Annotated in this window: 19 protein-coding genes and 1 pseudogene; 10 read left to right on the top strand and 10 right to left on the bottom strand. The window is 62.9% G+C overall.

Annotated features, from left to right (window positions below):
- Positions 1-269: 269 nt before the first annotated feature.
- Complete coding sequence (locus CQ13_RS16315) at positions 270-1,043, top strand: enoyl-CoA hydratase-related protein (protein ID WP_057843875.1); 774 nt, start codon at positions 270-272, stop codon at positions 1,041-1,043.
- Between the two features lie 16 nt (positions 1,044-1,059).
- Complete coding sequence (gene poxB / locus CQ13_RS16310) at positions 1,060-2,796, top strand: ubiquinone-dependent pyruvate dehydrogenase (protein ID WP_057843874.1); 1,737 nt, start codon at positions 1,060-1,062, stop codon at positions 2,794-2,796.
- 1 nt (position 2,797) lies between these two features.
- On the opposite strand, the gene CQ13_RS16305 is transcribed toward poxB, so the two are convergent.
- The 5 genes from CQ13_RS16305 to CQ13_RS16285 all read right to left on the bottom strand — a co-directional run bounded on the left by CQ13_RS16305 (position 2,798) and on the right by CQ13_RS16285 (position 6,411).
- The gene (locus CQ13_RS16305; RefSeq protein WP_057843873.1) at positions 2,798-3,526 is read right to left on the bottom strand and encodes an amino acid ABC transporter ATP-binding protein; all 729 of its coding nucleotides are present in this window, start codon (positions 3,524-3,526) and stop codon (positions 2,798-2,800) included.
- Positions 3,513-4,163: an amino acid ABC transporter permease gene (locus CQ13_RS16300; protein ID WP_028349152.1), complete on the bottom strand. Its 651-nt coding sequence runs from the start codon at positions 4,161-4,163 to the stop codon at positions 3,513-3,515. Before CQ13_RS16300 ends, CQ13_RS16305 begins: the two co-directional genes overlap by 14 nt.
- A gap of 3 nt (positions 4,164-4,166) precedes the next feature.
- Positions 4,167-4,829, bottom strand: coding sequence for an amino acid ABC transporter permease (locus CQ13_RS16295; RefSeq protein WP_057843872.1), 663 nt, complete (start codon positions 4,827-4,829; stop codon positions 4,167-4,169).
- Between the two features lie 16 nt (positions 4,830-4,845).
- Positions 4,846-5,625 (bottom strand): transporter substrate-binding domain-containing protein, encoded by a 780-nt coding sequence (locus CQ13_RS16290; RefSeq protein ID WP_082637499.1) that lies wholly within the window; start codon positions 5,623-5,625, stop codon positions 4,846-4,848.
- Between the two features lie 231 nt (positions 5,626-5,856).
- Entirely contained in the window at positions 5,857-6,411 is a 555-nt protein-coding gene (locus CQ13_RS16285) for a PAS domain-containing protein (protein WP_057843871.1), read from the bottom strand.
- Between the two features lie 595 nt (positions 6,412-7,006).
- On the opposite strand from CQ13_RS16285, the gene CQ13_RS16280 reads away from it, so the two are divergent.
- A complete protein-coding gene (locus CQ13_RS16280) occupies positions 7,007-7,804 on the top strand; it encodes a rhomboid family intramembrane serine protease (RefSeq protein ID WP_430649689.1) in 798 nt (265 codons plus the stop codon).
- A 189-nt stretch (positions 7,805-7,993) separates the two neighbouring features.
- Entirely contained in the window at positions 7,994-8,422 is a 429-nt protein-coding gene (locus tag CQ13_RS16275) for a CBS domain-containing protein (protein ID WP_028349147.1), read from the top strand.
- A 71-nt stretch (positions 8,423-8,493) separates the two neighbouring features.
- Here CQ13_RS16275 and CQ13_RS16270 read toward each other — a convergent pair whose 3' ends face one another.
- Entirely contained in the window at positions 8,494-9,549 is a 1,056-nt protein-coding gene (locus tag CQ13_RS16270; protein WP_057843870.1) for a patatin-like phospholipase family protein, read from the bottom strand.
- 237 nt (positions 9,550-9,786) lie between these two features.
- Between CQ13_RS16270 and CQ13_RS16265 the strand changes: the two genes are divergently transcribed.
- The gene (locus CQ13_RS16265) at positions 9,787-10,860 is read left to right on the top strand and encodes a hypothetical protein (RefSeq protein WP_057843929.1); all 1,074 of its coding nucleotides are present in this window, start codon (positions 9,787-9,789) and stop codon (positions 10,858-10,860) included.
- Positions 10,861-11,020: 160 nt separating this feature from the next.
- Positions 11,021-11,448 (top strand): annotated as a pseudogene (locus CQ13_RS41115) (EAL domain-containing protein); the annotation flags it as partial.
- A gap of 45 nt (positions 11,449-11,493) precedes the next feature.
- Here the strand turns inward: CQ13_RS41115 and CQ13_RS16260 are convergent.
- Together CQ13_RS16260 and thrS are read right to left on the bottom strand one after the other, a co-directional pair.
- Entirely contained in the window at positions 11,494-12,057 is a 564-nt protein-coding gene (locus tag CQ13_RS16260) for a nitroreductase family protein (RefSeq protein WP_057843869.1), read from the bottom strand.
- Between the two features lie 84 nt (positions 12,058-12,141).
- Positions 12,142-14,187, bottom strand: a complete 2,046-nt coding sequence (gene thrS, locus CQ13_RS16255; RefSeq protein WP_057843868.1) for a threonine--tRNA ligase — start codon at positions 14,185-14,187, stop codon at positions 12,142-12,144.
- Between the two features lie 284 nt (positions 14,188-14,471).
- Here thrS and CQ13_RS16250 point away from each other — a divergent pair, with 284 nt between their 5' ends.
- On the top strand, positions 14,472-15,662 hold the full coding sequence (locus tag CQ13_RS16250; protein ID WP_057843867.1) for an MFS transporter: 1,191 nt from the start codon (positions 14,472-14,474) through the stop codon (positions 15,660-15,662).
- 152 nt (positions 15,663-15,814) lie between these two features.
- On the top strand, positions 15,815-18,091 hold the full coding sequence (locus CQ13_RS16245) for a TonB-dependent receptor (protein ID WP_210183071.1): 2,277 nt from the start codon (positions 15,815-15,817) through the stop codon (positions 18,089-18,091).
- A 56-nt stretch (positions 18,092-18,147) separates the two neighbouring features.
- On the opposite strand, the gene CQ13_RS43060 is transcribed toward CQ13_RS16245, so the two are convergent.
- On the bottom strand, positions 18,148-18,579 hold the full coding sequence (locus CQ13_RS43060) for a hypothetical protein (RefSeq protein ID WP_197427352.1): 432 nt from the start codon (positions 18,577-18,579) through the stop codon (positions 18,148-18,150).
- 45 nt (positions 18,580-18,624) lie between these two features.
- On the opposite strand from CQ13_RS43060, the gene CQ13_RS43055 reads away from it, so the two are divergent.
- Positions 18,625-19,404 carry a hypothetical protein gene (locus tag CQ13_RS43055; protein ID WP_156433709.1) on the top strand — a complete coding sequence of 260 codons (780 nt, stop codon included), beginning with the start codon at positions 18,625-18,627 and terminating at the stop codon, positions 19,402-19,404.
- A 53-nt stretch (positions 19,405-19,457) separates the two neighbouring features.
- Here the strand turns inward: CQ13_RS43055 and CQ13_RS16235 are convergent, their stop codons facing one another.
- A complete protein-coding gene (locus CQ13_RS16235) occupies positions 19,458-20,768 on the bottom strand; it encodes an alpha/beta hydrolase (protein ID WP_057843864.1) in 1,311 nt (436 codons plus the stop codon).
- Positions 20,769-21,061: 293 nt separating this feature from the next.
- On the opposite strand from CQ13_RS16235, the gene CQ13_RS16230 reads away from it, so the two are divergent.
- A complete protein-coding gene (locus tag CQ13_RS16230) occupies positions 21,062-22,432 on the top strand; it encodes an APC family permease (protein WP_057843863.1) in 1,371 nt (456 codons plus the stop codon).
- Positions 22,433-22,434 lie beyond the last annotated feature (2 nt).

The following is a 22,434-nucleotide window of genomic DNA, read 5'->3' as shown; positions in this document are numbered from 1 at the left end:
CTGGTTGCATGACGTGCTCAAGATTCAGCGACGGACAATTTGGCGCGCTGCGGCGCGATTGGCGCGCGCGGAAAGTGGCGTTTGGAGTGTACCGGCGAATTGTACTGGCGAACTGCGTACCGGAGTCGACGTCGTGCCATGACGCGCCGCAGGCGGGATTGGGTCAAGTCTGCGCGAGGCGATTGTGCTTCGCCGCGCCGTTTCGGTACGATTGGGGTACCTGTCGCGCCCGGCCGGGCCGGCCCAAATGTCAGCAGGCGGAGGTATAGATGCCCGGAGTGAAGCGAGAGCGCGACGGCAACGTCCGCGTGCTGATACTGGACGAGCCCGACACCCTGAACGCGATGACGCCCGCTCTCCTGGGGGACCTCGCTACTGCCATTGGTGAAGCTAATGATGACCCGCAGGTGAGGGCGTTGGTGCTGACGGGTGCCGGGCGTGGCTTCTGCTCGGGCCAGAACCTCAAGGCGGCGGAAATACTGGGCGACGACATCGCGGCTGGCGTGATGAAATATTACTGGCCGGCGTTCACGGCGCTACGCCAATGCCGCGTGCCGGTCGTGGTCGCGGTCAACGGCGTTGCGGCGGGCGGCGGATTCAGCCTTGCAATGGCGGGCGACATGATTGTTGCCGCACGCTCGGCTCGCTTCATTCAGGTGTTCAGCCGCATCGCGCTGGTCCCCGATCTCGGCTCGACCTGGCTGTTGCCGCGCCTCGTCGGCCGGCAACGCGCGCTCGAATTGATGATGACCAACGAGCCGCTGTCTGCCGACCTCGCGAAGGAGTGGGGATTGGTCCGCGAAGTGTTCGACGATGCGGCGCTTCGGGACGGAGCGCTTGAGCTGGCGCGCCGGCTCGCTGATGGCCCGACGCGGGCGCTGGTCGCGACGCGCCGCCTGATCGACGAGAGCGAACACGCCACCTATGCCGACCAGTTCCGCCGCGAGATCGAAACGCAGGCGGAAATTCGCCTGAGTGCCGACGCGGTGGAAGGGCGCAACGCTTTCCTCCAGAAACGTGCGGCGGTGTTTACCGGACGCTGAGAAAGGATCGCCTAACATGAAGATCGACAATGTCGCCGACCTCATCGCAGAGACATTGGCCCAGGCCGGCGTCAAGCGCATCTTCGGCGTGGTCGGCGACAGCCTCAACGGCCTCACCGACGCGTTGCGCAAACGAAAGGCGATCGACTGGATCCACGTCCGGCATGAAGAGGTTGCAGCCTTCGCAGCCGCGGGCGAGGCGCAGATCACGGGCGAACTAGCGGTCTGCGCTGGCTCGTGCGGGCCGGGCAATCTGCATCTCATCAACGGCCTGTTCGATGCGCACCGCAGCCGCACGCCGGTGCTGGCGATCGCCGCGCAGATTCCCTCGGCCGAAATTGGCGGCGGTTACTTTCAGGAGACGCATCCGCAGGACCTATTCCGTGAATGCAGCCACTATTGCGAACTGGTTTCCGATCCGGCGCAGCTTCCTTACGTTCTGGAGAATGCCATTCGTGCCGCCGTGGGGAAACGCGGCGTCGCCGTTATCGTCATCCCGGGCGACGTCGCGTTGCGATCAGCGCCCAAGCGCGACATCTCGCCGAATGCCGGGCTGCTACCGGCCGCGCCCATCGTGCGGCCGGCCGAACCAGAACTGGAGGCCTTGGCCAAGTTACTGAACGGCGCCAAGCGCGTCACGCTGTTCTGCGGCCGCGGCTGTGCCGGCGCCCACGACGGCCTGATGCGGCTTGCCGAGACGCTCAAGAGCCCGATCGTGCATGCGCTCGGCGGCAAAGAGCATGTCGAGTTCGACAATCCCTACGACGTCGGCATGACCGGCTTTATCGGCTTCTCATCCGGCTATACGTCGATGCATGCGTGCGACGTGTTGCTGATGCTGGGAACCGACTTTCCCTACAAGCAGTTCCTGCCGACGGACGCGAAGATCGCGCAAGTCGATATCCGCCCAGAAAATCTTGGCCGCCGCTGCAAGCTCGATCTCGGAATCGTCGGCGACGTCGGTGCCACGGTCGGCGCGCTCCTGCCGAAGCTGAAGGCGAAAAGCGACCGCAAGCATCTCGAGGACAGCCTCGCGCATTACAGGAAGGCCCGCGCCGGGCTCGACGAACTCGCGCAGGGCACGCCGGGGCAAAAGCCGATCCATCCGCAATACCTGGCGCGTCTCCTGAGCGAGCAAGCCTCGCAGGACGCGGTCTTCACGGCCGACGTCGGCACGCCGACCATCTGGGCGGCGCGCTATCTCGGTATGAACGGCCGACGGCGCCTCATCGGCTCCTGGGTACACGGCTCGATGGCCAACGCCATGGCGCACGCCATCGGCGCACAAGCCGCGCAGCCGGGGCGCCAGGTGATCTCGATGTCGGGCGACGGCGGGTTCGCCATGCTGATGGGCGATTTGATCACACTGACGCAGATGAAGCTGCCGGTGAAGATCGCGATCTTCAACAACGGGGTGCTCGGGTTTGTGGCGATGGAGATGAAGGCTTCGGGCTTCATCGAAACCGGCGTCGATCTGAAGAATCCCGATTTCGCGGTAATGGCCCGCGCCATGGGCATTCACGCGGTGCGGGTCGAGGATCCCGGTGAGCTACCAAACGCGATCCGCGACGTGCTGACCCATGACGGTCCTGCCGTCCTCGACGTTGTGACAGCCAAGCAGGAATTGTCGATGCCGCCGACCATCACGGCCGAGCAGGTCAAGGGCTTCAGCCTCTGGGTGCTGCGCGCCGTAATGAGCGGGCGAGGCGACGAGGTGATCGACGTGGCGAAGACCAATCTGCTGCCACGCTAGCTCAGCTGACCTGGCCGACGAACTGCTGCAGTTCCGGGGTTCGCGGGGCGGCGAAGACCTCTTTCGGCACGCCTTCCTCATGCACCTTGCCGTGATGCATGAAGACGAGCTTGGTGCCGACGTCGCGGGCGAAGCGCATCTCGTGCGTCACCAGAATGAGCGTCATGCCCTCGCGCGCCAATTGCTCGACCACGCGCAGCACCTCGTTGACCAGTTCAGGGTCGAGGGCGGACGTGATTTCATCGCACAGCAACACCTTCGGCCGCATCGCCAGCGATCGCGCGATCGCGACGCGCTGCTGCTGGCCGCCGGAAAGCTCGCTCGGATAGGCGTCCATCTTTTCCGACAGACCCACCTTCGCCAGCACTTCGGCGGCGGTGGCGCGGGCCTCGGCCTTCGATACCTTATTGACGACGGTGGGCGCCAGCATGACGTTCTCGGCGGCCGTCAGGTGCGGAAACAGGTTGAACTGCTGGAACACCATGCCGACATGGCGGCGCAGTTCGCGCAGGTTGGTATTGGCGCCGGCGACCTCGATCCCATCAGCGACGATGCTGCCGGATTGATAGGTCTCCAGACCGTTGATGCAGCGGAGCAGGGTGCTCTTGCCGGAGCCGGAGCGGCCGATGATCGCCACCACGTCGCCCTTGGCGATGTCGAGCGAGACGCCTTTCAGCACCTCATTCGAGCCAAAACTCTTCCTGACGTCACGGATGCTAACGAGCGACATTGAGGCGACCTTCGATTTTCTTCGCCCACCAGGACAGCGGGAAACACAGACAGAAGTAGATCAGCGCGACCAGCGAGTAGACCAGGAACGGGCGGAAGGTCGCGTTGTTGAGCATGGTGCCGGCCTTGGTCAGCTCGACGAAGCCGATGATCGAAGCGAGCGCGGTGCCCTTGATCACCTGCACCGAAAACCCGACCGTCGGCGCCACCGCGATGCGCGAGGCCTGTGGCAGGATGACGTAGCGCATCTGTTCGATGTAGCTGAGGGCGAGGCTGGAGGAGGCCTCCCATTGGCCCTTCGGGATAGCTTCGACGCAGCCGCGCCAGATCTCGGTCAGGAACGCGCTGGTCCAGAACGTCAGCGCCAGCGTCGCGGCCATCCACGGCGAAACCTCCACGCCAAACAGCGCGATGCCGAAGAAGAACAGGAACAACTGCATCAATAGCGGCGTGCCCTGGAAGAACTCGATGTAGATCTTGGTGAACCATTCCAGCGGCGCGATCCGCGAGGTGCGCATGAACAGCAGCACCAGCCCGACGATGCCGCCGCAGAAGAAGGCGATCAGCGACAGCACGATGGTCCACTGCGTGGCGATCAAAAGGTTGGAGAGGATGTCCCAGAAGCTGAACTGCAGCATGGTTTACCTCGCCTTGAAGATGACGCGACCGAGCGCCCGCAAGAGCGAACGCGTCAGCATCGCCAGCAGAAGGTAGGCCAGCGCGACCAACAGGTAGACCTCGAAGTTGCGGAAGTTTCGCGACGCCACATAGTTCGCGGCATAGGTGAGGTCTTCCGCCGAAATCTGCGACACCACCGCCGAGCCCAGCATGACGATGATGATCTGCGACGACAGCGCCGGATAAATTTTTCGGAACGCCTGGTTCAGCACGATGTGGCGCAGCACCTCCCATTTGCTCATCGCAAGGCTGAGGCCGGCCTCGATATGGCCTTTCGGAACCGCCTCGATGCCGGCGCGGATGATCTCGGTCGAGTAGGCGCCGAGATTGATCACCATGGCGAGGAAGGCGGCGGTGGTCTCGCTGAGTTTCAGCCCGAGCGCCGGCAGGCCGAAGAAGATGAAGAACAACTGCACGATGAACGGCGTGTTGCGGATCAATTCCACATACACAGCGACGATACGGCCCAGCCAGCCGGGACCGAAGGTGCGCGCCGCGGCGCCCGCGGTGCCGACCGCGATGCCGACGACCGTCGACACGATCGTCAGCACGATCGTGAAGACCAGCCCATACAGCAGCACGTTCCAGTAGGGCAGCAGTTCGGCGAATTGCAGTTTGTAGGACACTGCCCCAGCCTTGCGCTTAGAAGCCGGGCGGTAGCGGTGCTTTCAGCCACTTCTCCGACAGTTTTCCGATCTCGCCAGACGCCTTCGCCTTGGTGATGATCTCGTTGACCTTGGCGAGCAGCGCCGGCTCGTTCTTGTTGAGCCCGACATAGCAGGGGCTGTCCTTGATCACGAATTTCAGCGTCGGTGCGCGGGTAGGGACCTTCTCGGCGATCGCAGCCGCGACTGTGTTGCCGGTGGCAATCAGATCGACCTGGCCGGACACGAAGGCCGCGATGGTCGCGTTGTTGTCCTCGAAACGCTTGATGGTCGCGTCCGGCGGCGCCGAGGCGGTCAGCGCCTGCTCCTCGATCGCGCCGCGGGTGGCGCCGATGGTCTTGCCCTTGAGGTCGGCTGCGCTCGTCACCGTGATCGCCTTGGTGCCGAACACGCCGGAGAAGAACGGCGCATAGGCGATGGAGAAGTCGATGACCTTTTCGCGCTCCTCGTTCTTGCCGAGGCTGGAAATCACCAGGTCGGCCTTGTTGGTCTGCAAATAGGGAATGCGGTTGGCACTGGTCACCGGAATGATTTCGGTCTTCACCCCGAGTTCCTTGCCGATCAGATTGGCCATGTCGATGTCGTAGCCCTGCGGCTTGAGATCGAGCCCGGCGGAGCCGAACGGCGCAAAATCCTGCGGCACGGCGATCTTGATCACCTTGGACTTCATGATCGAATCGAGGGCGTCGGCATGGGCCTGCGTCGCCACCGCGGCAGTGGCCAGTGCGGCGGCAAGCATCAGTCTCTTGAACAGCATACTTAGGATCTCCGAGGTTACGGCGAATACGCGCCTCCGAGATTTTCTCTCGGTGCGTCTCATTCAGCGGACGTGGCCCGGCTCCACGTCGCGGTTCGACCCTGCCTGACGCCTCGCATTTAGGCAATGCTTGGCCGTGCTTTTTTTGGAGGCTTTTTATGGGTCGATTTCGAGCATGATCACGCGACCATGCGTTGGGCTGCAGCGTTCGACATACCCGGCGGTTCGTGACTACCGCAGGCCCTCATACACCATGAAGCCGCGCGCGATCGCGAGCTTGCGCAAGGCGCGCGGGACGAATTTTTGCGGCCGATGCAGATAGCGCCACGACGTCACCTTGAAATCCCTGATCGTGTTGAGATCGCTTTCGAACGGCGCCAGCAATCCGGTCAGGCTGATCGGCGCATGCGCGCGGTTATTGAAAGGCAGCAGCAGCAACTCAAGATGCGCCGTCGTACCATCTTGCGAGGTCGCGGTGATGCCGGCAATCGCCGCCAGCATTTCTTCGGCGACGTAGCTGATGATGTCCTCGATCTCGCGGCGGCTGTCCGGAGTGAACAGCGCCGAGAAACTCGTGTCCTTCAGGTCCCGGCCGAGCAGGGCGCAGACCCGCGTCCCGGCGACGCGGAACGGATAGCCGGCCTCGTTGTCGTAGGACAGCACGAAGATGTCGCCGAGCAGTTCGCGCACCGCGCCGGGTTCGATCTCGCTACGGTCCGGTGCCCGCGCGTCGCCGCGTTTCGCGTCCCAATAGGCGAAGAACTCGCGGCTCGATGGGTGTTTCATGCTTACCTTTCCCCGGCTTGCCTTGGCGGGACACATCTGTCCCGCTTTTGCGCAACACGCCTTCCCTTGTTCGTTGTGCAGGACAGGCTGTGCAGCGTCCATGCCGGGGACGCGATTTGGCCGCGTGGGGCGCGGCTTTGCGTTGTTAACGTTAAATTAACTATGAGGTTGGCGGTGGCGCTGCGGCGTGCGTAATGTGGAACGCATCAGGCGGCTCCGGCTTATCTGTCCGGCGCAGTTGGTACACAGGTGGCGTCAAACAGTTTGGTCATCGCGCAGGGAGGGGCGGGGATGTGATCCCGGCTCCGGGCGCGAAAAGGCCAGCAAGACAAGGGAGGATGTTCTCAGCATCCTCCCTTTTTCTTTTGGAAGGCGGCCGAACTTGTGTCCCGGACGCGGCGCGGCACGCAGTGATGCGACGCAGAGCCGGGACACAGGCCGCCGCAGTAGGTCGGCTCTGCGGCGCACCGCCAAGAGGCGCTGCGCCGCGTCCGGGGGATACGGGGTAGCTGCGATTGTGCACTTGCACAGGCCGGGCAAAGCCGCCTATCTGGGCCCATACGACTCGAAGCCGCCAGCTAAGGTCCTGGACCCCTTGGAATCCCAGTCTTACTCATCCCCGGTCGAGCCGCCGGACGCCCCGCACGAGCCGATCTTGACGTTACCGGGCGCGCTCACGGCATATATCGCGCTGATCGCTGCAATTCATTTGCGGGTGCTGCTGCCGGTTGAGCTGGAGAACTGGACCATCGACGTCTTTGGCTTCATTCCGAAGCGCTACGACTCCACCTTACTCAACATCACCTTTCCAGGCGGGGCCGGCGCCAAGGTATGGACCTTCGTCACCTATTCGCTGCTGCATGCCAATCTCAGCCATATCGGCTTCAACCTGTTGTGGCTGTTGCCGTTCGGCAGCGCGCTGGCGCGCCGGTTCGGTGCCGTCAGGTTCTTCGTCTTCATGGCGGTGACGGCCGCGGCCGGCGCCGTGGCACATCTCGTCACCCATGAACACGCGATCGCGCCAATGATCGGCGCCTCGGCCTCGGTATCCGGCGCCATGGCCGCTGCCATTCGCTTTGCCTTCGTGCGGGGAAGTTTTCTTTCGTTCCACCGGGGCGATGCGGATGCCGCCGCGAAGGTTCCGGCGCTGTCGCTTTCCCGGGCTTTGCGCAACGCGCGCGTGCTCGGATTTCTGGCGGTGTGGTTCGGCGTCAACATCATCTTCGGCCTCGGATCAATCTCGATCGGCGCGGAAGGCGCCAGCGTTGCCTGGCAGGCGCATATCGGCGGATTTCTCGCCGGCCTGATGTTGTTTTCGCTGTTCGATCCGGTACCGCGTGCGACGCCGCATGCCGCGGATGCTTCATGGCCGGACGAGTCTGGCCGCGTCTGATCGCCGCTTGCGGCGAGCGCCGATTTCATCCATCATCCGCACTGGTTGTAACGCAAGCCAATGCCGCTGCCATGGATGACAGCCGCGCTTGCAAACCGCGCCCTCAAACGAAACCGGCGCGGAACTGTTGATTGAAGACTCACGAACAAGTCCGGCCCCTTGGGCACGAACGGATTCAGGGAGGCGACAATGACGGTACGTTCAATTCTCGACACCAAGGGCCATCAGATCACGAGCATCGAGCCGGATGCCAAGCTTTCGGCCGCGATCAAGATCCTTGGCGAACGCAAGATCGGCGCCGTGCTGGTGATGAACCAGGGACGCGTGGAGGGGATCCTTTCGGAGCGCGATATTGTCCGCGTGTTGGGCGAGCGCGGCGCCAGGGTGCTCGAAGAGCCGGTCAGCGAGGTCATGACGACCAAGGTCGTGAGTTGCCGGCAGTCCGACACCGTCGCGGGGATCATGGAAATGATGACGCTCGGCAAGTTCAGGCATCTGCCCGTCATCGAGGAGGGCAAGGTGGTTGGCCTGATATCGATCGGCGACATCGTCAAGCGCCGTGTCCAGGAATATGAGGCCGAGCAGGAAGCGCTGCGCGACTACATCAAGACGGCGTGAGCCTTTTTGACGCGAGCCGGTGACCACCTTCGGATCACGTCCGAGGGCAAGCTTCGCCTGAGAACGCTACGCTATTCCTTGTCAGGCTTTTCGAGCGCCTTCTCGGCTTCGATCTGCGGCGGCGCGAGGATATGGATCGCCTCCTGGATCGAGTCGATCGCCCGCTCGGCCGCTTTCACGCCGTGGGCGATCAGATCGTCAGCGCGATGAAAATCAAACCAGCCGATCTTGCCGACGCGGGGCGAGATCAGGAGGTCTGGCGGATCGCCGGCAAGCCGAGCGCGGGTGATGCGGTCCTGCATGATGTTGAAGGCATCGACCATGACCGAGGAGATGCCCGGCCGTCCGCCGCCACCGAAGAATTCACGCTTCATCGTGCGCTCGGCGGAGAAGAATTTTCCGATGCCGCGTTTGCGCGGCTCGGGTTCGGGCAGCGCTTCCGGCATCACCGATACCGAAACGCCAGTCGTCTGGCCGTGGGAATAGATCGTCGTGGCGTGCGCGAAGACATCGCTGGAAAGATTGGCAGCGATCACGATTTCCGCGCCGAGCGCCCGCGCCGCCGACACCGGCACCGGATTGACCAGGGCGCCGTCGACCAGCCAGCGGTCGCCAACCAGGATCGGGGAGAATATTCCCGGTAGCGCGTAGGAGGCGCGCATCGCGTCCACCATTGGACCATGGGTCAGCCAGATTTCGTGGCCGGTGCGCACTTCGGTCGCGACGGTGGCGAATTTCACCGGCAGGTCCTCGATCAGGCTTTGGCCGAGCGCCGCCTCAAGTTGGGCCGCAAGCTTCGCGCCGCCGATCAGGCCCGAACCGTTCAGGCGGATATCGAGATAGGAGAGGACCGTTCGCGGCTGCAGGCTGCGTGCCCATTCTTCCAGCGTGTCGAGATGTCCGGCAGCAAAGGCGCCGCCGACCACGGCTCCGATCGACGTTCCCACCACGACGTTGGGCACGATTCCGTGAGCCACCAGCGTCCGGACGATGCCGATATGGGCAAAGCCGCGTGCGGCGCCGCCACCCAGCGCAAGTCCGATCACCGGCCGGCGGATACTGCCGAGCCCTACCTTGTCTTGGGCATCGGAGCTCTTCTGGCCGCGGCCCATCCAGCTATCCAACACGCATGCTCTCCGGCTTCAACGATAACCGCCGCGGCGCGGCCGCGCCAGAATTGTCCATTCCAATCCGGATGCATGGTTTATATGCCCGGCGAATGCCGGCCTAGGCAGGAAATGTGACTGGACCACGACCGCTGGATTAACATTGGGTCCCGGTGCAGGTTCCGCTAGCTAGCGCCGCTCGCCAAACTTCGGCCACGAAGGCTTGAATTTGCCGCGTTTTAAGTGAAAAGCATGGCGATGATTTCGGGCGGCAACGGTATCGTAGGATGCGGACGGGGCAGACGGCCTTTTCCGGCGCTGGCGGTTGCCTTCACGCTGCTTGCTTTGCTTCTTCCAGCCCCGGTCTCGGCCCAGTGGTTCTCGGACCGCCCGCCACCGGTGCCGCCCGCCGTGGTTCCGGACACTCAGACCGGGCCTGCCATGAATCTGGCGCCGCCATCGGGGACGGGGGCGATTCCACCGCTTCCGGCGCCGCTGAACCAGCCGACCATCGTTCAGCCACAAGTCACCGCCGTGCCGCCGGTGGTACCGCCGCCGGGTGTGGCCACTGCAGGTCAGGCGGTGCTATCGCTGACGGCGCGCTACGGCAAGGATCTGCCTGTTATCAACGGCGGGCTAGTGTGGCGGGTATTTGCCGACAAGCCTGACGATACCGGCACGTTCAAGCTGATCCGCGAGGAGCGCGGCGCTACCCCGAACATCGTGCTGCCGCCCGGCAATTACGTCGTTCATGTCGCTCTCGGCCTGGTTAGCGCGGTGCGGGCGGTGAGCCTGAAAGCCGAGACGGACCGCGTGGCTTTCGTGCTTCCGGCCGGCGGACTGCGCATCGAAGGCCGGGTCGGCACCAGCAAGATTCCCCCGAACCAGATATCGTTCGCGATCTACAAGGGCAGCCAATTCGAAGGCTCCGAACGCACCCCACTGCTTCCGAACGTCGCCGCGGGCGACGTCGCGCTGCTGCCGGAGGGCACCTACTACATCATCTCCAACTATGGCGATGCCAATTCGGTGGTGCGCTCGGACATCCGCGTCCAGGCCGGCAAGCTGACGGACGTGACCGTCTCCCACCGCGCGGCGGTGATTACGCTGAAGCTGGTCAGCGACAGGGGCGGCGAGGCGCTCGCCAACACCGCATGGTCGGTGATCACGCCGGGCGGCGACGTCATCAAGGAATCGATCGGCGCGTTTCCGCGCGTGGTGCTGTCCGAAGGCGAGTACCGGGCGATTGCCAAGAACGAAGGCAAGGTGTTCGAGCGCTCCTTCAACGTCGTCAACGGCGTCGACGGCGAGGTCGAGGTCGTGGCGCGCTAGACCACGGCGTTTTCGAGCGAGGCATGTCCTCGGGCTTATCCAAGGGTGGCCTCCGGTTCGCGTGCAGAAAACGCGGCAAACAAAAAGTCTCAGCGTTCGACTGTCATAGTCTCTAATACCCACTAACCATCGCACAACTTAGAACTATCATAATCGCCGCCCGCGGCGGCTCGAACTTGAAATTACCGAATCGGTCTTCTTGGCAGAGACTGAGGCCAATCTTGCGATCCTGCATCAGCTTCGCGAACTCGGCGTCAGCATATCCATGGACGATTTCGGTACCGGCTATTCGAGCCTGAGCTACTTGCGGAGTTTTCCATTCGACAAGATCAAGATTGATCGCTCATTCGTGAAAGACCTCGCCCAGCGGACCGACTGTGTCGCGATCGTACGCGCCATCTCCGGCCTCGGGCGCAGCCTGAACATCACGACGACGGCGGAAGCGTCGAGACCATGGACCAGCTCGACTAACTGCGCGCCGAAGGCTGCAACGAGGTGCAGGGTTTTCTGTTCAGCGCAGCAAAGCCGGCATCCGAACTCAAGGCGCTGCTGTCCGGGTTTGGCAGCCGGGCCTCGAAGGCCGCGTGAGGCAATGGCAACTCGTCATGGCCGGCAATGACGGTCACAGGGATCCTAGAACCGCGTCACGATATCCGACAGCGCCGGGCGAGGGCGGTCCTCGGCCGGCTTCGACGGAGTGCCGATGTGGATGAAGCCGGCGAGTTTTTCATCGGCCTTCAATCCGAGCCCGTCGAGCACGTCGCGGTCGAACGCGAACCAGCCGGTCAGCCAGCAGGCGCCGTAACCAAGCGCCGTCGCCGCCGTGACGATGTTCATCGCGCTGGCGCCGGCGGATAATTCCTGTTCCCACCCCGGCACCTTGGGGTGCGGCTTGGTGAAACTGACAACGGCGATCACCAGCGGTGCGTCCATCAGCCGGCGCTTTTCGAATTCGATGTCGGCGGCCGGGGCGGAGGGATTCTTTTTCGCGAACACCTGCGCAATGACGTCGCCGGCCCGCGCCCGGGCATCGCCTTCGAACACGATGAAGCGCCACGGCGTCAGCTTGCCGTGGTCCGGCACCCGCGCGCCGATGGTCAGAATAGTCTCGAGTTCGCTTGGCGTCGGGCCGGGCCCGCTCATCTCGCGGGGCTTTACCGAGCGGCGGATCTTCAGAAGTTCAAGGGCGTCGGGCACAAGGGTCTCTTTTGTCGGAAATGGCTGTGCCAGAGATAGTGGCACAGCCGCTTCAGCGGAAGCCGATTTAGACCGATTATATGATCAGGCCGCCGCCCGCGCCCGCTTGACGTCCGGCGGCGTCGCTTCCTCGACGAGGGCGACCAGCGCCTCGTCGGTCGGCATCACCTTTTGCCCGTCGCTGCCGAGCCGGCGGATCGAGACCGAATGGGTCTCGGCTTCCTTCTTGCCGACGACGAGCAGGGCAGGGATCTTGGCCAGCGAGTGCTCGCGTACCTTGTAGTTGATCTTCTCGTTGCGCAGGTCGATCTCGACGCGCAGGCCGGCCCGCCGCGCGGCAGCCGCGACCACCTTGGCGTATTCGTCGCCTTCGGAGGTGATGGTCGTGACCACCACCTGCGTCGGCGCCAGCCAGAGCGGGAAGTTGCCGGCAAAGTGTTCGATCAGGATGCCAATGAAACGCTCCATCGAGCCGCAGATCGCGCGATGCACCATCACCGGCGCTTTCTTCGAGCCGTCGGCATCGATGTAGAACGCGCCGAACCGTTCCGGCAGGTTGAAGTCGACCTGCGTGGTGCCGCATTGCCAGTCGCGGCCGATGGCGTCGCGCAGCACATATTCGAACTTCGGCCCGTAGAACGCGCCTTCGCCCGGGTTGATCGCGGTCTTGATGCGGTTGCTGCCGCTGGCGTGAATTTCCGCCAGCACGGTGGCCATCACGCGCTCGGCATGATCCCACATCTCGTCGGTGCCGACGCGCTTTTCCGGCCGGGTCGAGAGCTTGACCGTGAGTTCGCCCTCAAAGCCGAAATCGGCGTAGGTCGACAGGATCAGGTCGTTGATCTTGAGGCACTCGTCGGCAAGCTGCGCCTCAGTGCAGAACACATGCGCATCGTCCTGGGTGAAGCCGCGCACGCGCATCAAGCCATGCATCGCGCCCGACGGCTCATATCGATGCACCACGCCGAATTCGGCAAGGCGCAAGGGCAGGTCGCGATAGCTCTTCAGGCCGTGCTTGAATATCTGGACATGGCCCGGGCAGTTCATCGGCTTCAACGCAAACCAGCGCTTGTCCTCCGCCTCGTCGCCGGCCGACTGCGCTGCGAACATGTTCTCGCGGTACCAGTCCCAATGGCCGGAGGTCTCCCACAGTGCCTTGTCGAGGATCTGCGGTGCGTTGACCTCGTCATAGTCGCCGGTCAGGCGGCGGCGCATATAGGCAATCAGCGCCTGGAAGATGGTCCAGCCCTTCGGGTGCCAGAACACGACGCCGGGGCCTTCCTCCTGGAAGTGGAAGAGATCGAGCTCGCGGCCAAGCTTGCGGTGGTCGCGCTTCTCGGCTTCCTCGATCTGCTTGAGGTACGCGTCGAGCTCTTCCTGCTTTGCGAATGCCGTGCCGTAGATGCGCGTCAGCATCGGGTTGTTGGCGTCGCCGCGCCAATAGGCGCCCGCCACCTTCATCAGCTTGAAGGCGTTGCCGATCTTGCCGGTCGAACTCATGTGCGGCCCGCGGCACAGGTCGAACCAGTCGCCCTGGAAATAGATCTTAATCGGCTCGTCGCCGGGAATGGCGTCGACCAGCTCGACCTTGAAGGTCTCGCCCTTGTCGCGGAACACCTGCTTGGTCTTCTCGCGATCCCAGACTTCCTTGGTGAAGGGCTTGTCGCGCGCGATGATCTCGCGCATCCGCTTTTCGATCGCCGCGAAATCTTCCGGCGTGAACGGCTCGTTGCGGAAGAAGTCGTAATAGAAGCCGTTCTCGATCACCGGGCCGATCGTGACCTGCGTGCCTGGCCACAGCGACTGCACCGCTTCGGCCAGCACATGCGCGCAGTCGTGCCGGATCAGTTCGAGCGCGCGCGGGTCTTCGCGGCTGATGAGTTCGATCTTCGCATCGTGCGAAATCGGATCGTTGAGATCGGCGACCACGCCGTCCAGCGCCATCGCGACCGTGCGCTTGGCGAGCGAGGGCGATATGCCCTTGGCGACGTCGAGTCCGGTGGTGTCCTTGGCGAAGTCGCGCTTCGCGCCGTCGGGGAAGGTGAGGGTGATTTTTTGCACGGGTTCGGCCGGTTTCAAGTTCGCAAGGCCAAATTGGAACCCCGATGCGGGTGCATTGCTGTCAGGCATTGGCATCTCCTAAAGCTCACTCCTGCGAACGAGCGCAGGTAAGCGGGAAAGCAGGGGTATAGCAGGGGATTCGGCCCCTGCAATCGGGCAATTTCGCGAAATAGGCCGTGTGGCAGGGCCGCAGGGCAGACATCTGGCCCCATCGTCCGGAAAAAATGCTTCTCCGTCACGGCGACGTGCGCTCGGCATCAGCGCCGTCGATCAATGAACTCATAACAAGCGATGACAAATAATCCGGTATCTCGTCCTTTTCTTGGCACGGCCCACAGTCTAGATGCATCTGCATGAAACATGTGTCCGGGCCTGTCCACGCCGAGCGCCGTTTTGCACCGACTGCGCTGATGCTCGGCAACGTCGTCACCGGCTGCTCGGTGCTGGCGCCGGCGGGCATGCTGGTCGAACTGTCTGCCGGTCTTGACGTCTCGATCCGCACCGCGGGGCTGTTGATCACCTTCGGCGCGATCATGTTGTGCGTCGGTTCGCCGATCACGGCGTGGCTGACTTCCAGGATCGAGCGGCGCACTCTGCTGACGGCTACACTTGCCGTGCTGGCGCTCTCCAACATTGCTTCCGCCTTTGCGCCTGACTATGCGAGCCTACTCGTCATTCGCCTGCTAATGCTGGCAATCGGCGCGCTCTACACGCCGCAGGCGGCGGGAACGGCCGCACTGATCGTGCCTGAAGAAAGGCGCGGCAGCACCATCGCCTATATCTTTCTCGGCTGGTCGCTGGCTGCGGCCGTCGGCCTGCCGGCGATCACCTTCATCGCCAGCCGCTATGGCTGGCAGGTGGTCTATGGCGCCATTGGTGCAATGAGCTGCCTGAGTTTCCTCCTGCTGGCGTGGCGCCTGCCCCGCGGGCTGACGGGTGCGCCCGTCGATCTCAAGACCTGGGCAGCGATCGGCCGCAACCGGACAATCCTGCTCTTGCTGTTGATCACGACTGCGCAGATGTCCGGCCAGTTCGTGGTGTTCACCTATATGGGCCCGTTGCTGGCGCGGCTGACAGGGGCGGGCCCGGACCCGATCGCCGTGATATTCGCCGTCTACGGCGTCTGCGGCGTCATCGGCACCGCGATCGGAACCCGTATCGTCGATTCCTGGGGCGCATGGAAGACTTCGATGCTGTTCACGTCGGTGTTGCTGGCTGGCGTGGGCGGATGGGCGCTCAGCGCCGGCATCTATCCGCTGATGGCTGTCTCCGTCGCGATCTGGGGTATTGGATTTGCTTCCACCAATTCGATGCAGCAGGTGAGGTTGGTCGGCGCCGCGCCTGCGCTGGCGTCCGCGTCGGTATCTCTCAACACATCCGTGCTCTACGTCGGACAGGCCATTGGTTCGGCCATCGGCGGTTTCCTGTACGCGCGCGATCTCCTTTTTGCCAACGGCTATGTCGGGGCCGCCTTTGTCGCGCTCGCACTGACGACGGTGATTCTAACCAAGCCGAAAAAGATCCAGGAAAGCGCGCCGCGCTGATAGCGCCCGGAGACTTTGACATCCTTACGCGAGTTCCATAAGTGTGATGTTATAACATTACGCTTCGGGGGCTGTAAGCAATGGAAAAGATTGGCAATTGGGATGAAGTCAGGGGGCGGATCGGACGCCGAACGCGGTTCTTGGCAGTGTTCTTGGCAGTTCTGGCCGCAGCATCCTTTGCCGCGGACGGTGCACGGCCCGCCATTGCCCAAAACGTCCCTCAGGCTGTCCTGCCTGCGATTACGGTGGAAGGACAGCCAGCCACCAAGCCAAAGCAGCGAACGAGCCAGCGCACACAGATGCGGGCCGCGTCCGTCGCGCGCCAGGCGCAGCCCGGCGCGGATCGAGCGCCGCAAGGCCCAATAGACGGATGGCCGGGAGGCTTGCCGCGCGACTACATCCGTTCGACGACCGATCTCAACGTACCCAATGCGACCGGATCGCGACTGCCGGGCACGGCTCGCGACATCCCCGCCAGCGTGGAGAGCATCAATCAGGCCACGATGCAGGAGCGAGGCAAGACGAGTTGGGTGGACGCGCTTCAAGGCCTGACCGGCTTCACGTCCGCCGTCCGGCCAGGAGCTGCCGGCGTCGCGTCGACGCGGGGGTTCACCGAGAACGGCGTCGCGGTGCTCTATGACGGAATCCGTGTCACCAACACCACGATCAGCACGCGTAACTACGACAGTTTTATTTTCGATAGGGTAGACGTGCTGCGCGGACCGGCGTCGGTGCTTTACGGTGAAGGCGCGATCGGCGGCGCCGTCAATCTCGTTCGCAAGCAACCGAGCGGGGTCAACGAGCCGTTTGAAACGATCTCCTCGCTCACTACGCGCGAAGGCGTCCGCCAGGCCGCGGGAAAGGGAGGTCCGCTGGGGAACGGCTTCTCTTATCGGCTCGATGGCGTCGTCAACGGACACAACGGCCCGGTTGACGACAACCAGGTCAGATACGGCAACGTCGCGGGCGCCTTGCGCTGGGACGTGACGCCGCAATTGTCATCGACCGTCGATTTTGACTACATGAAATCGAAAATCGAGAACGCGTATTGGGGCACGCCTCTGGTGCGAGGGCAGATCCGCTCCGATCTCCGCGAGGTCAACTACAACAACCTGCCGAACAACAAATACGACGACAGTGTGCTGTGGCTGCGCTGGAACACGACGTATGACACCGAGGAGCTAAAGATCCGCAATCGCTTCTGGTCTTATCAATCCGATCGCGATTGGATCAACACATACCGCTTTGCCTATATTCCCGCAGGCGGCACCTGCTCTTTCCGCGGGCAGAACCTCCTCAACAACACCGGTACGGACCAGATCTGCCGGCAAACGTGGGAGAATCTCGGCTACGATCATCGCTTTATTGGCGATCGTTTCGACGTGAACTGGAACGGCAGCTTGGGAGCGATGCCGCTGTCGACAGTCATGGGCGTTGAGGTTGCAAGCACGCGATGGGACAGTCCGCGCAACGAGGTGACATCGCTTCAACTCGTCGATCCCTATAATCCCGCACCGACGGACTTCTTCACGCGAGGCACTGCACGGACACAAAACGTGCGTGCGGATCTGACCCAGAAGGCGGTTTTCGGCGAGGCGCGCCTGGAGGTGCTCAAAGGGGTCAAAATTGTTGGCGGGTTTCGGGTCGACCAAATGGAGGTGGACTACAATCGGCAGCCGACGAACCAGCTCTACAGCAAGACGTTCGAAGCCAGCACGTACCGCATGGGTGCGTTGTGGGACATTCGTGCCGACACGACGCTCTACGCGCAATACGCAACTGCGGTTGAGCCGCGCTTTGCTCTGTTCACATTGGGCGTCACCGATACCCCCTTCACCCTCGCCAATGCGCGCCAGGTGGAAGGCGGTATCAAATACGCCTTCGCGAATGGACGAGGTGAGCTGTTGGCGGCCGTCTATCACATCGAAAAGACCGATATCCCCTCAACCGATCCTCTGACGGGATTCACGGTTCAGGTGGGCAAGCAGTCATCCCGCGGCTTTGAGATTTCCGGCAGTTATCGCCCGATGGAGGCTTTGCGGCTCGAGGCGAACTTTGCCTACGTGAATGCCCAGTATGACGAATATCGAACCAGTACGACCGCGAATTACACGGGCAATACGCCGCCGAATGTGCCGCAGGTCGTGGCGAACTTTGGCGCCACGTGGCAGCCGTTCACAAATTGGGCGGTCGGCGGGTGGATCAATCACAGGGCCTCCATCAAGGCTGACGATGCCAACCTGGTGACGTTGCCGTCTGCCACCACCGCGGATGTTTTTGCCACCTACCGTTTTGTGCAAAACGCCGACCTGACGTTTCGCGTTCGCAATATCACCGACGCGGTCTACGCAGCGTGGGCCACGGACGCGAACTACGTCATTCTTGGCACGCCGCGGACCTTCGAGCTTTCTCTTCGTACGCGGTGGTAGGCAGGTCCATGAACGCTCGTTCGCAGCAGGCGCCAATCGTTCACGGCGCCAATCATTCAATGGCTCACGCCATCCCCTCCGATCGCAAGCAGGTCTGAGGGGACGCCCTCTACCTTGATACGCTGTCGCTCGCCGAGTGTTGTAGCGTCGAGAATTGCCACTTCGCCCGTACGCGGGTCGGAGACGGCGACATACGGGCCTATGGAAGCGATCCGCGGGCGGACGGTGCTCTGATCCATCGCATAGCGCTCGGTAACGCGTGTTTGGGCTTCGGTCGTGCCGGTCAACGGGTTGATGCCGAGAAGGGTACCATCCTCAATGATGACGAATAGCCGGTCTCCCGACTCCGGATGGAGATTGAAATCCATCCTGCGCGCGGGCAGAGCGATGAATTGGAAGTCCCCATCTTCGGCAGAAGGATCGACGATGACCATGCCGTGAAGACCGAAATCACCGGCAACGAATGTAAATCCTGATGCGCCGGTCATGCGGCGGATCATGCGTCCAGGCGGTAGCGAAGCTGGATAGGGGAGTTGGCGACTGACGACGCCGTTGCGTGCCATCTCGAGGATCGCAACGCCATCCGCACATCCGAAAACGACGAAGCGGCTGGTCACCGCTTCGCCGTGCAAGCTTGGGCATTCAATCCGGTGCGGCTTTGGCGTGTCCTCGCTGCGGAGCTCGATCGCATCCGGAAGGCCTTCGCCTGCGGGTGGAACGGTGACGGCCAAACGCCTTGCAACCGGAACGGCCACGCCGTGATGCTTGACGCCCGTTTGGATGCGCTGAATGCGTTCCATGCGGCTCGCGACAAAGTCTTGCTCGTTGAAAATCTGGGCTGTTCCGTCGCCATCGAAGAACACGGCAACGCGGACGTTATCGTGCGTGAGATGCGAAGGGCGCACGCCGCGAAGCCGGGAAGACAGAAGCGCTGGAGCGGAAATCTTGATGTCGGCATGATCGCCGTGGCTCCCCAGTTCAATGCCGGTGTCGATGACAGCGACTTCATCCGCTTCGGGCTGCACAGCATACACATAGCGGCCAGAGGCTCCCGCGTGGAGCCGCGCCGGACTGGCCAAGGGCAGTGCGGCAAGCAATTGGCCGTTTTCGAGATCAAAGATCTTGAGCGCCGCGGCCTTGGCATCGGCAACCACGAGCCGAAAAGCCTGCGCGGTGCCCGCAGCGTGGGTGCGATGTTCGGCGGCAGGGCCGTGCGCATCGCTGGTTGCGCCGGACATTCCGCTAAAAACCATCGCGATAGCAAGAAGTCGGCGCATCGCTGTCCTGTAAGATGGAAAAATGGAATGTTATAACGTAACATCTGGGTGCGACAAGATCTCACCGCGAGCCTGACGGTACGGCGAGGCTACCGGTTGGCGTATGGCGTGCTGGCGACCCGCGTCAAAGCCGGCGTTGCGGCCATCTTGACCAGCACCTCCTTCACCGGATGCTCGGTCCAGGCCTGCGTCACGTAATCGCGATGGGTGACGCCGTCGGGCGTCTGCACGAACACGACGCTGCCGGGCCTCAACGGCCCGTCCATGCTCTCGGTGACGGTGATGCCCCTGTCGCGGAGCATCTGCATCAGCTCCAGATCGTGCCGCTTGGTGTAGCGGGTATACGAAGAGACGAAGAAGCCGGTCCGGTTTTTCTCGATCCACGACGCGAACTTGTCGAGCTCGCCATAGACGGCGTCGAGCAGGAATACACCGCGGACGCGGTTGGAAAGGCCCCCGACCTCGAGGCTCCACGCCGTCGGCAGGAAGCCGCCGCTATAGCCGACGATCACAATCGGCATGTTGGCGAACGCCTGCGCCGATTTCGGATCGCCGTGAAGGCGGGCGAGGTGGCTTGCTGACTCCTCGATGAAGCGCTTGAAGCCGCCCGACTGCCAGAACTTGCCGGCCGAGGAGTCGGCGGCGTTGACAGCCATTTGCGGGGCGAGCAGCACGGCGTTGACGCCCGAATCCGAGATTTGCTGCGGCACTAACTGGCGGTCGCGGACGTCGCGCTCCAGCGTCGCGCCGTTGCCGTGGAAGAACACCACGATCACGCCCGGCTTCCTGACATCGAATGTCTCGGGGACATGTACCAGCACGCGGCTGTCGTTGTAGGTCTCGTCCTGCCAATAGACCTTGCCGCTGTAGCTGCGATGGCCCTTGCGGTCGCCTTTGACGATGTTGAGGAACGGTTCTTCCGAGCGCGGATTAGTGCCGAAATAAGGGAAGGCGGAGGATTTCATGCTGACCAGCGTGGTCAGCTCTTCACGCTCATTGCGGGGTAGCGTCAGCGTTGGCGTCAGCGAGGCGACCCGCACCGGCTCGGTACGCACCGCGCGCGGCTGCGGCGCCAGTGCGACCTGGCGCTGGACTTGCGGCAGGCTTTCACCCGCTGTCGGGAAACGGTCGGCGAATTGCGGCTGGGGGAAACGGTCGTCGAACGTGTCGGCGGAAGCCTGCGGCTTTGCGGCCCGGGATTTGGCGCCATCGGTGTTTGCCGCCAGCATTTCCGGGGTCGGCGCCTTGCCGCATTGAACCAGGACGAAGGATAGCGGCACGATCAGCGCGGCCATCGCCGCCCAGTGCCATCGCAGGGGCAGCCCACGGCGCGGCATGGCCGAAGACGTCGCCCGGCTGGCGCGATCAACTGTCGGGAAATTCGGATTAGCTCCGACCATCCACCCAATGCCCCAAGATCCACCGTCAACCGGCGTAAGCTCGCACGCGTTTAGGCGACGTTAAGCGTCCGGAAAAACTCCCCGCATCCGGAAGCCCAAAGGAGACCATGCAATCGTGTCGCGATTGTGGGATCGCCACGATGTTTTCGCAATCCAGTAGTGGCACGGTGCATCTGGAGGTACCATGTAACCTATTTTGTATCTCAGTTTAAGCCCTTGTTAGCATTGCTTGAATTGAGCGGCGTCAGCCTGCACGATGAGCTCCTGGCTGGGCGCTGAAGGTACGGTCCGAGATGGCGGCATCTGAAACGGGAAGCCCGGCCTGGCCTGGCTCGCGGTCTGGCAGCGGCTCCACCGTTTCGCCTTTGGTGGCGGTTGCCATCGTAGTTGCCGATATGGTTGGTGTCGGCGTCTTCACCAGCCTCGGCTTTCAGGTCAAGGACATCCCCTCGGGCTTTTCCATCCTGCTGCTGTGGACGGTCGGCGGCATCGTCGCGTTGTGCGGGGTGTTTTCCTACGGCGAGCTCGGCGCGATGTTTCCGCGCTCGAGCGGTGAGTACAACTTTCTCGGTCGGGCCTATCACCCGGCCTTCGGTTTTGTGGCGGGCTGGGTGTCGGCGACGGTCGGCTTTGCAGCGCCAGTGGCGCTCGCCGCCATGGCGTTTGGCGAGTACGGCAAATCGGTGCTGCCCAACACGCCGCCGCTGGCACTTGCGATCGGCGTGGTCTGGCTGGTGTCGCTGGTGCAACTCGCCGGCATCAGGCACTCCTCGACCTTTCAACTGGTCGCGACCATCCTGAAGGTGGTGCTGATCGTAGCCTTCCTGGTCTGCGGCTTCGTGATCGGCACCGCGCAGCCGGTATCGTTCGCGCCATCGGCGTCCGACTTCACCCATATCGTCAGCGCACCGTTCGCGATCAGCCTGGTGTTCGTGATGTACTCGTTCTCAGGGTGGAACGCGGCAACTTACATTATCGGCGAGGTGAGGTCGCCGGAGCGCAACGTGCCGCGGGCGATGCTGATCGGAACACTAATCGTGCTCGTGCTGTATGTCGCGCTCAACGCCGTGTTCCTGCATACCGCGCCGATCGACAAGCTTGCGGGCCAGCTCGACGTCGCCCGCATCTCCGGCAGCTACATCTTCGGCGAGCTCGGCGGCCGCATCGTCGGCGCGATGATCTGCTTCGGGCTGATCTCCTCGATCAGCGCGATGATGTGGATCGGTCCGCGCGTCATGATGACGATGGGCGAGGACATTCCGGTGCTGCGGCCGTTCGCCAGCCGGTCGGCCAGCGGCGCGCCGGCCTACGCCATTCTGTTTCAGCTCACGGTCGCGAGCCTGATGCTGCTTACGCGAAGCTTCGAGGCGGTGCTCGACTTCATCCAGTTCGCGCTGCTGTTCTGCTCGTTCTTTACCGTGCTCGGGGTGATCAAGCTGCGCATCACGCAGCCGTACCTGCCGCGGCCCTACCGTGCCTGGGGATACCCGGTAACCCCTGTGGTTTTCCTGGCCGTGACCGGGTTCATGATGTACTACCTTCTGACCGAACGGCCGTTGCAGTCGATGCTGGGCCTTTTGATCATGTTTTCAGGTCTCTTGATCTACGCCGTCTTCCGCAAGCGGGCAGATCAAGTCGCCGTGGCCGCAACGGGTCGCGAATGAGC

The organism is Bradyrhizobium retamae, from assembly GCF_001440415.1.
In the GTDB taxonomy this organism is placed as follows: domain Bacteria; phylum Pseudomonadota; class Alphaproteobacteria; order Rhizobiales; family Xanthobacteraceae; genus Bradyrhizobium; species Bradyrhizobium retamae.
This window is presented reverse-complemented; position numbering and strand designations above follow the sequence as displayed.

What these genes read in the sequence shown, in the direction of transcription:
- CQ13_RS16275 (WP_028349147.1), top strand. Translation starts at nt 7,994, where the DNA reads ATGACGGTACGTTCAATTCTCGACACCAAGGGCCATCAGATCACGAGC.
- CQ13_RS16300 (WP_028349152.1), bottom strand. Translation starts at nt 4,163, where the DNA reads ATGCTGCAGTTCAGCTTCTGGGACATCCTCTCCAACCTTTTGATCGCC.
- CQ13_RS16235 (WP_057843864.1), bottom strand. Translation starts at nt 20,768, where the DNA reads ATGGTCGGAGCTAATCCGAATTTCCCGACAGTTGATCGCGCCAGCCGG.
- CQ13_RS16305 (WP_057843873.1), bottom strand. Translation starts at nt 3,526, where the DNA reads ATGTCGCTCGTTAGCATCCGTGACGTCAGGAAGAGTTTTGGCTCGAAT.
- CQ13_RS43060 (WP_197427352.1), bottom strand. Translation starts at nt 18,579, where the DNA reads ATGACCGGCGCATCAGGATTTACATTCGTTGCCGGTGATTTCGGTCTT.
- CQ13_RS16265 (WP_057843929.1), top strand. Translation starts at nt 9,787, where the DNA reads ATGATTTCGGGCGGCAACGGTATCGTAGGATGCGGACGGGGCAGACGG.
- CQ13_RS16285 (WP_057843871.1), bottom strand. Translation starts at nt 6,411, where the DNA reads ATGAAACACCCATCGAGCCGCGAGTTCTTCGCCTATTGGGACGCGAAA.
- CQ13_RS16230 (WP_057843863.1), top strand. Translation starts at nt 21,062, where the DNA reads ATGGCGGCATCTGAAACGGGAAGCCCGGCCTGGCCTGGCTCGCGGTCT.
- thrS (WP_057843868.1), bottom strand. Translation starts at nt 14,187, where the DNA reads ATGCCTGACAGCAATGCACCCGCATCGGGGTTCCAATTTGGCCTTGCG.
- CQ13_RS16250 (WP_057843867.1), top strand. Translation starts at nt 14,472, where the DNA reads ATGAAACATGTGTCCGGGCCTGTCCACGCCGAGCGCCGTTTTGCACCG.
- CQ13_RS16290 (WP_082637499.1), bottom strand. Translation starts at nt 5,625, where the DNA reads ATGCTGTTCAAGAGACTGATGCTTGCCGCCGCACTGGCCACTGCCGCG.
- poxB (WP_057843874.1), top strand. Translation starts at nt 1,060, where the DNA reads ATGAAGATCGACAATGTCGCCGACCTCATCGCAGAGACATTGGCCCAG.
- CQ13_RS16315 (WP_057843875.1), top strand. Translation starts at nt 270, where the DNA reads ATGCCCGGAGTGAAGCGAGAGCGCGACGGCAACGTCCGCGTGCTGATA.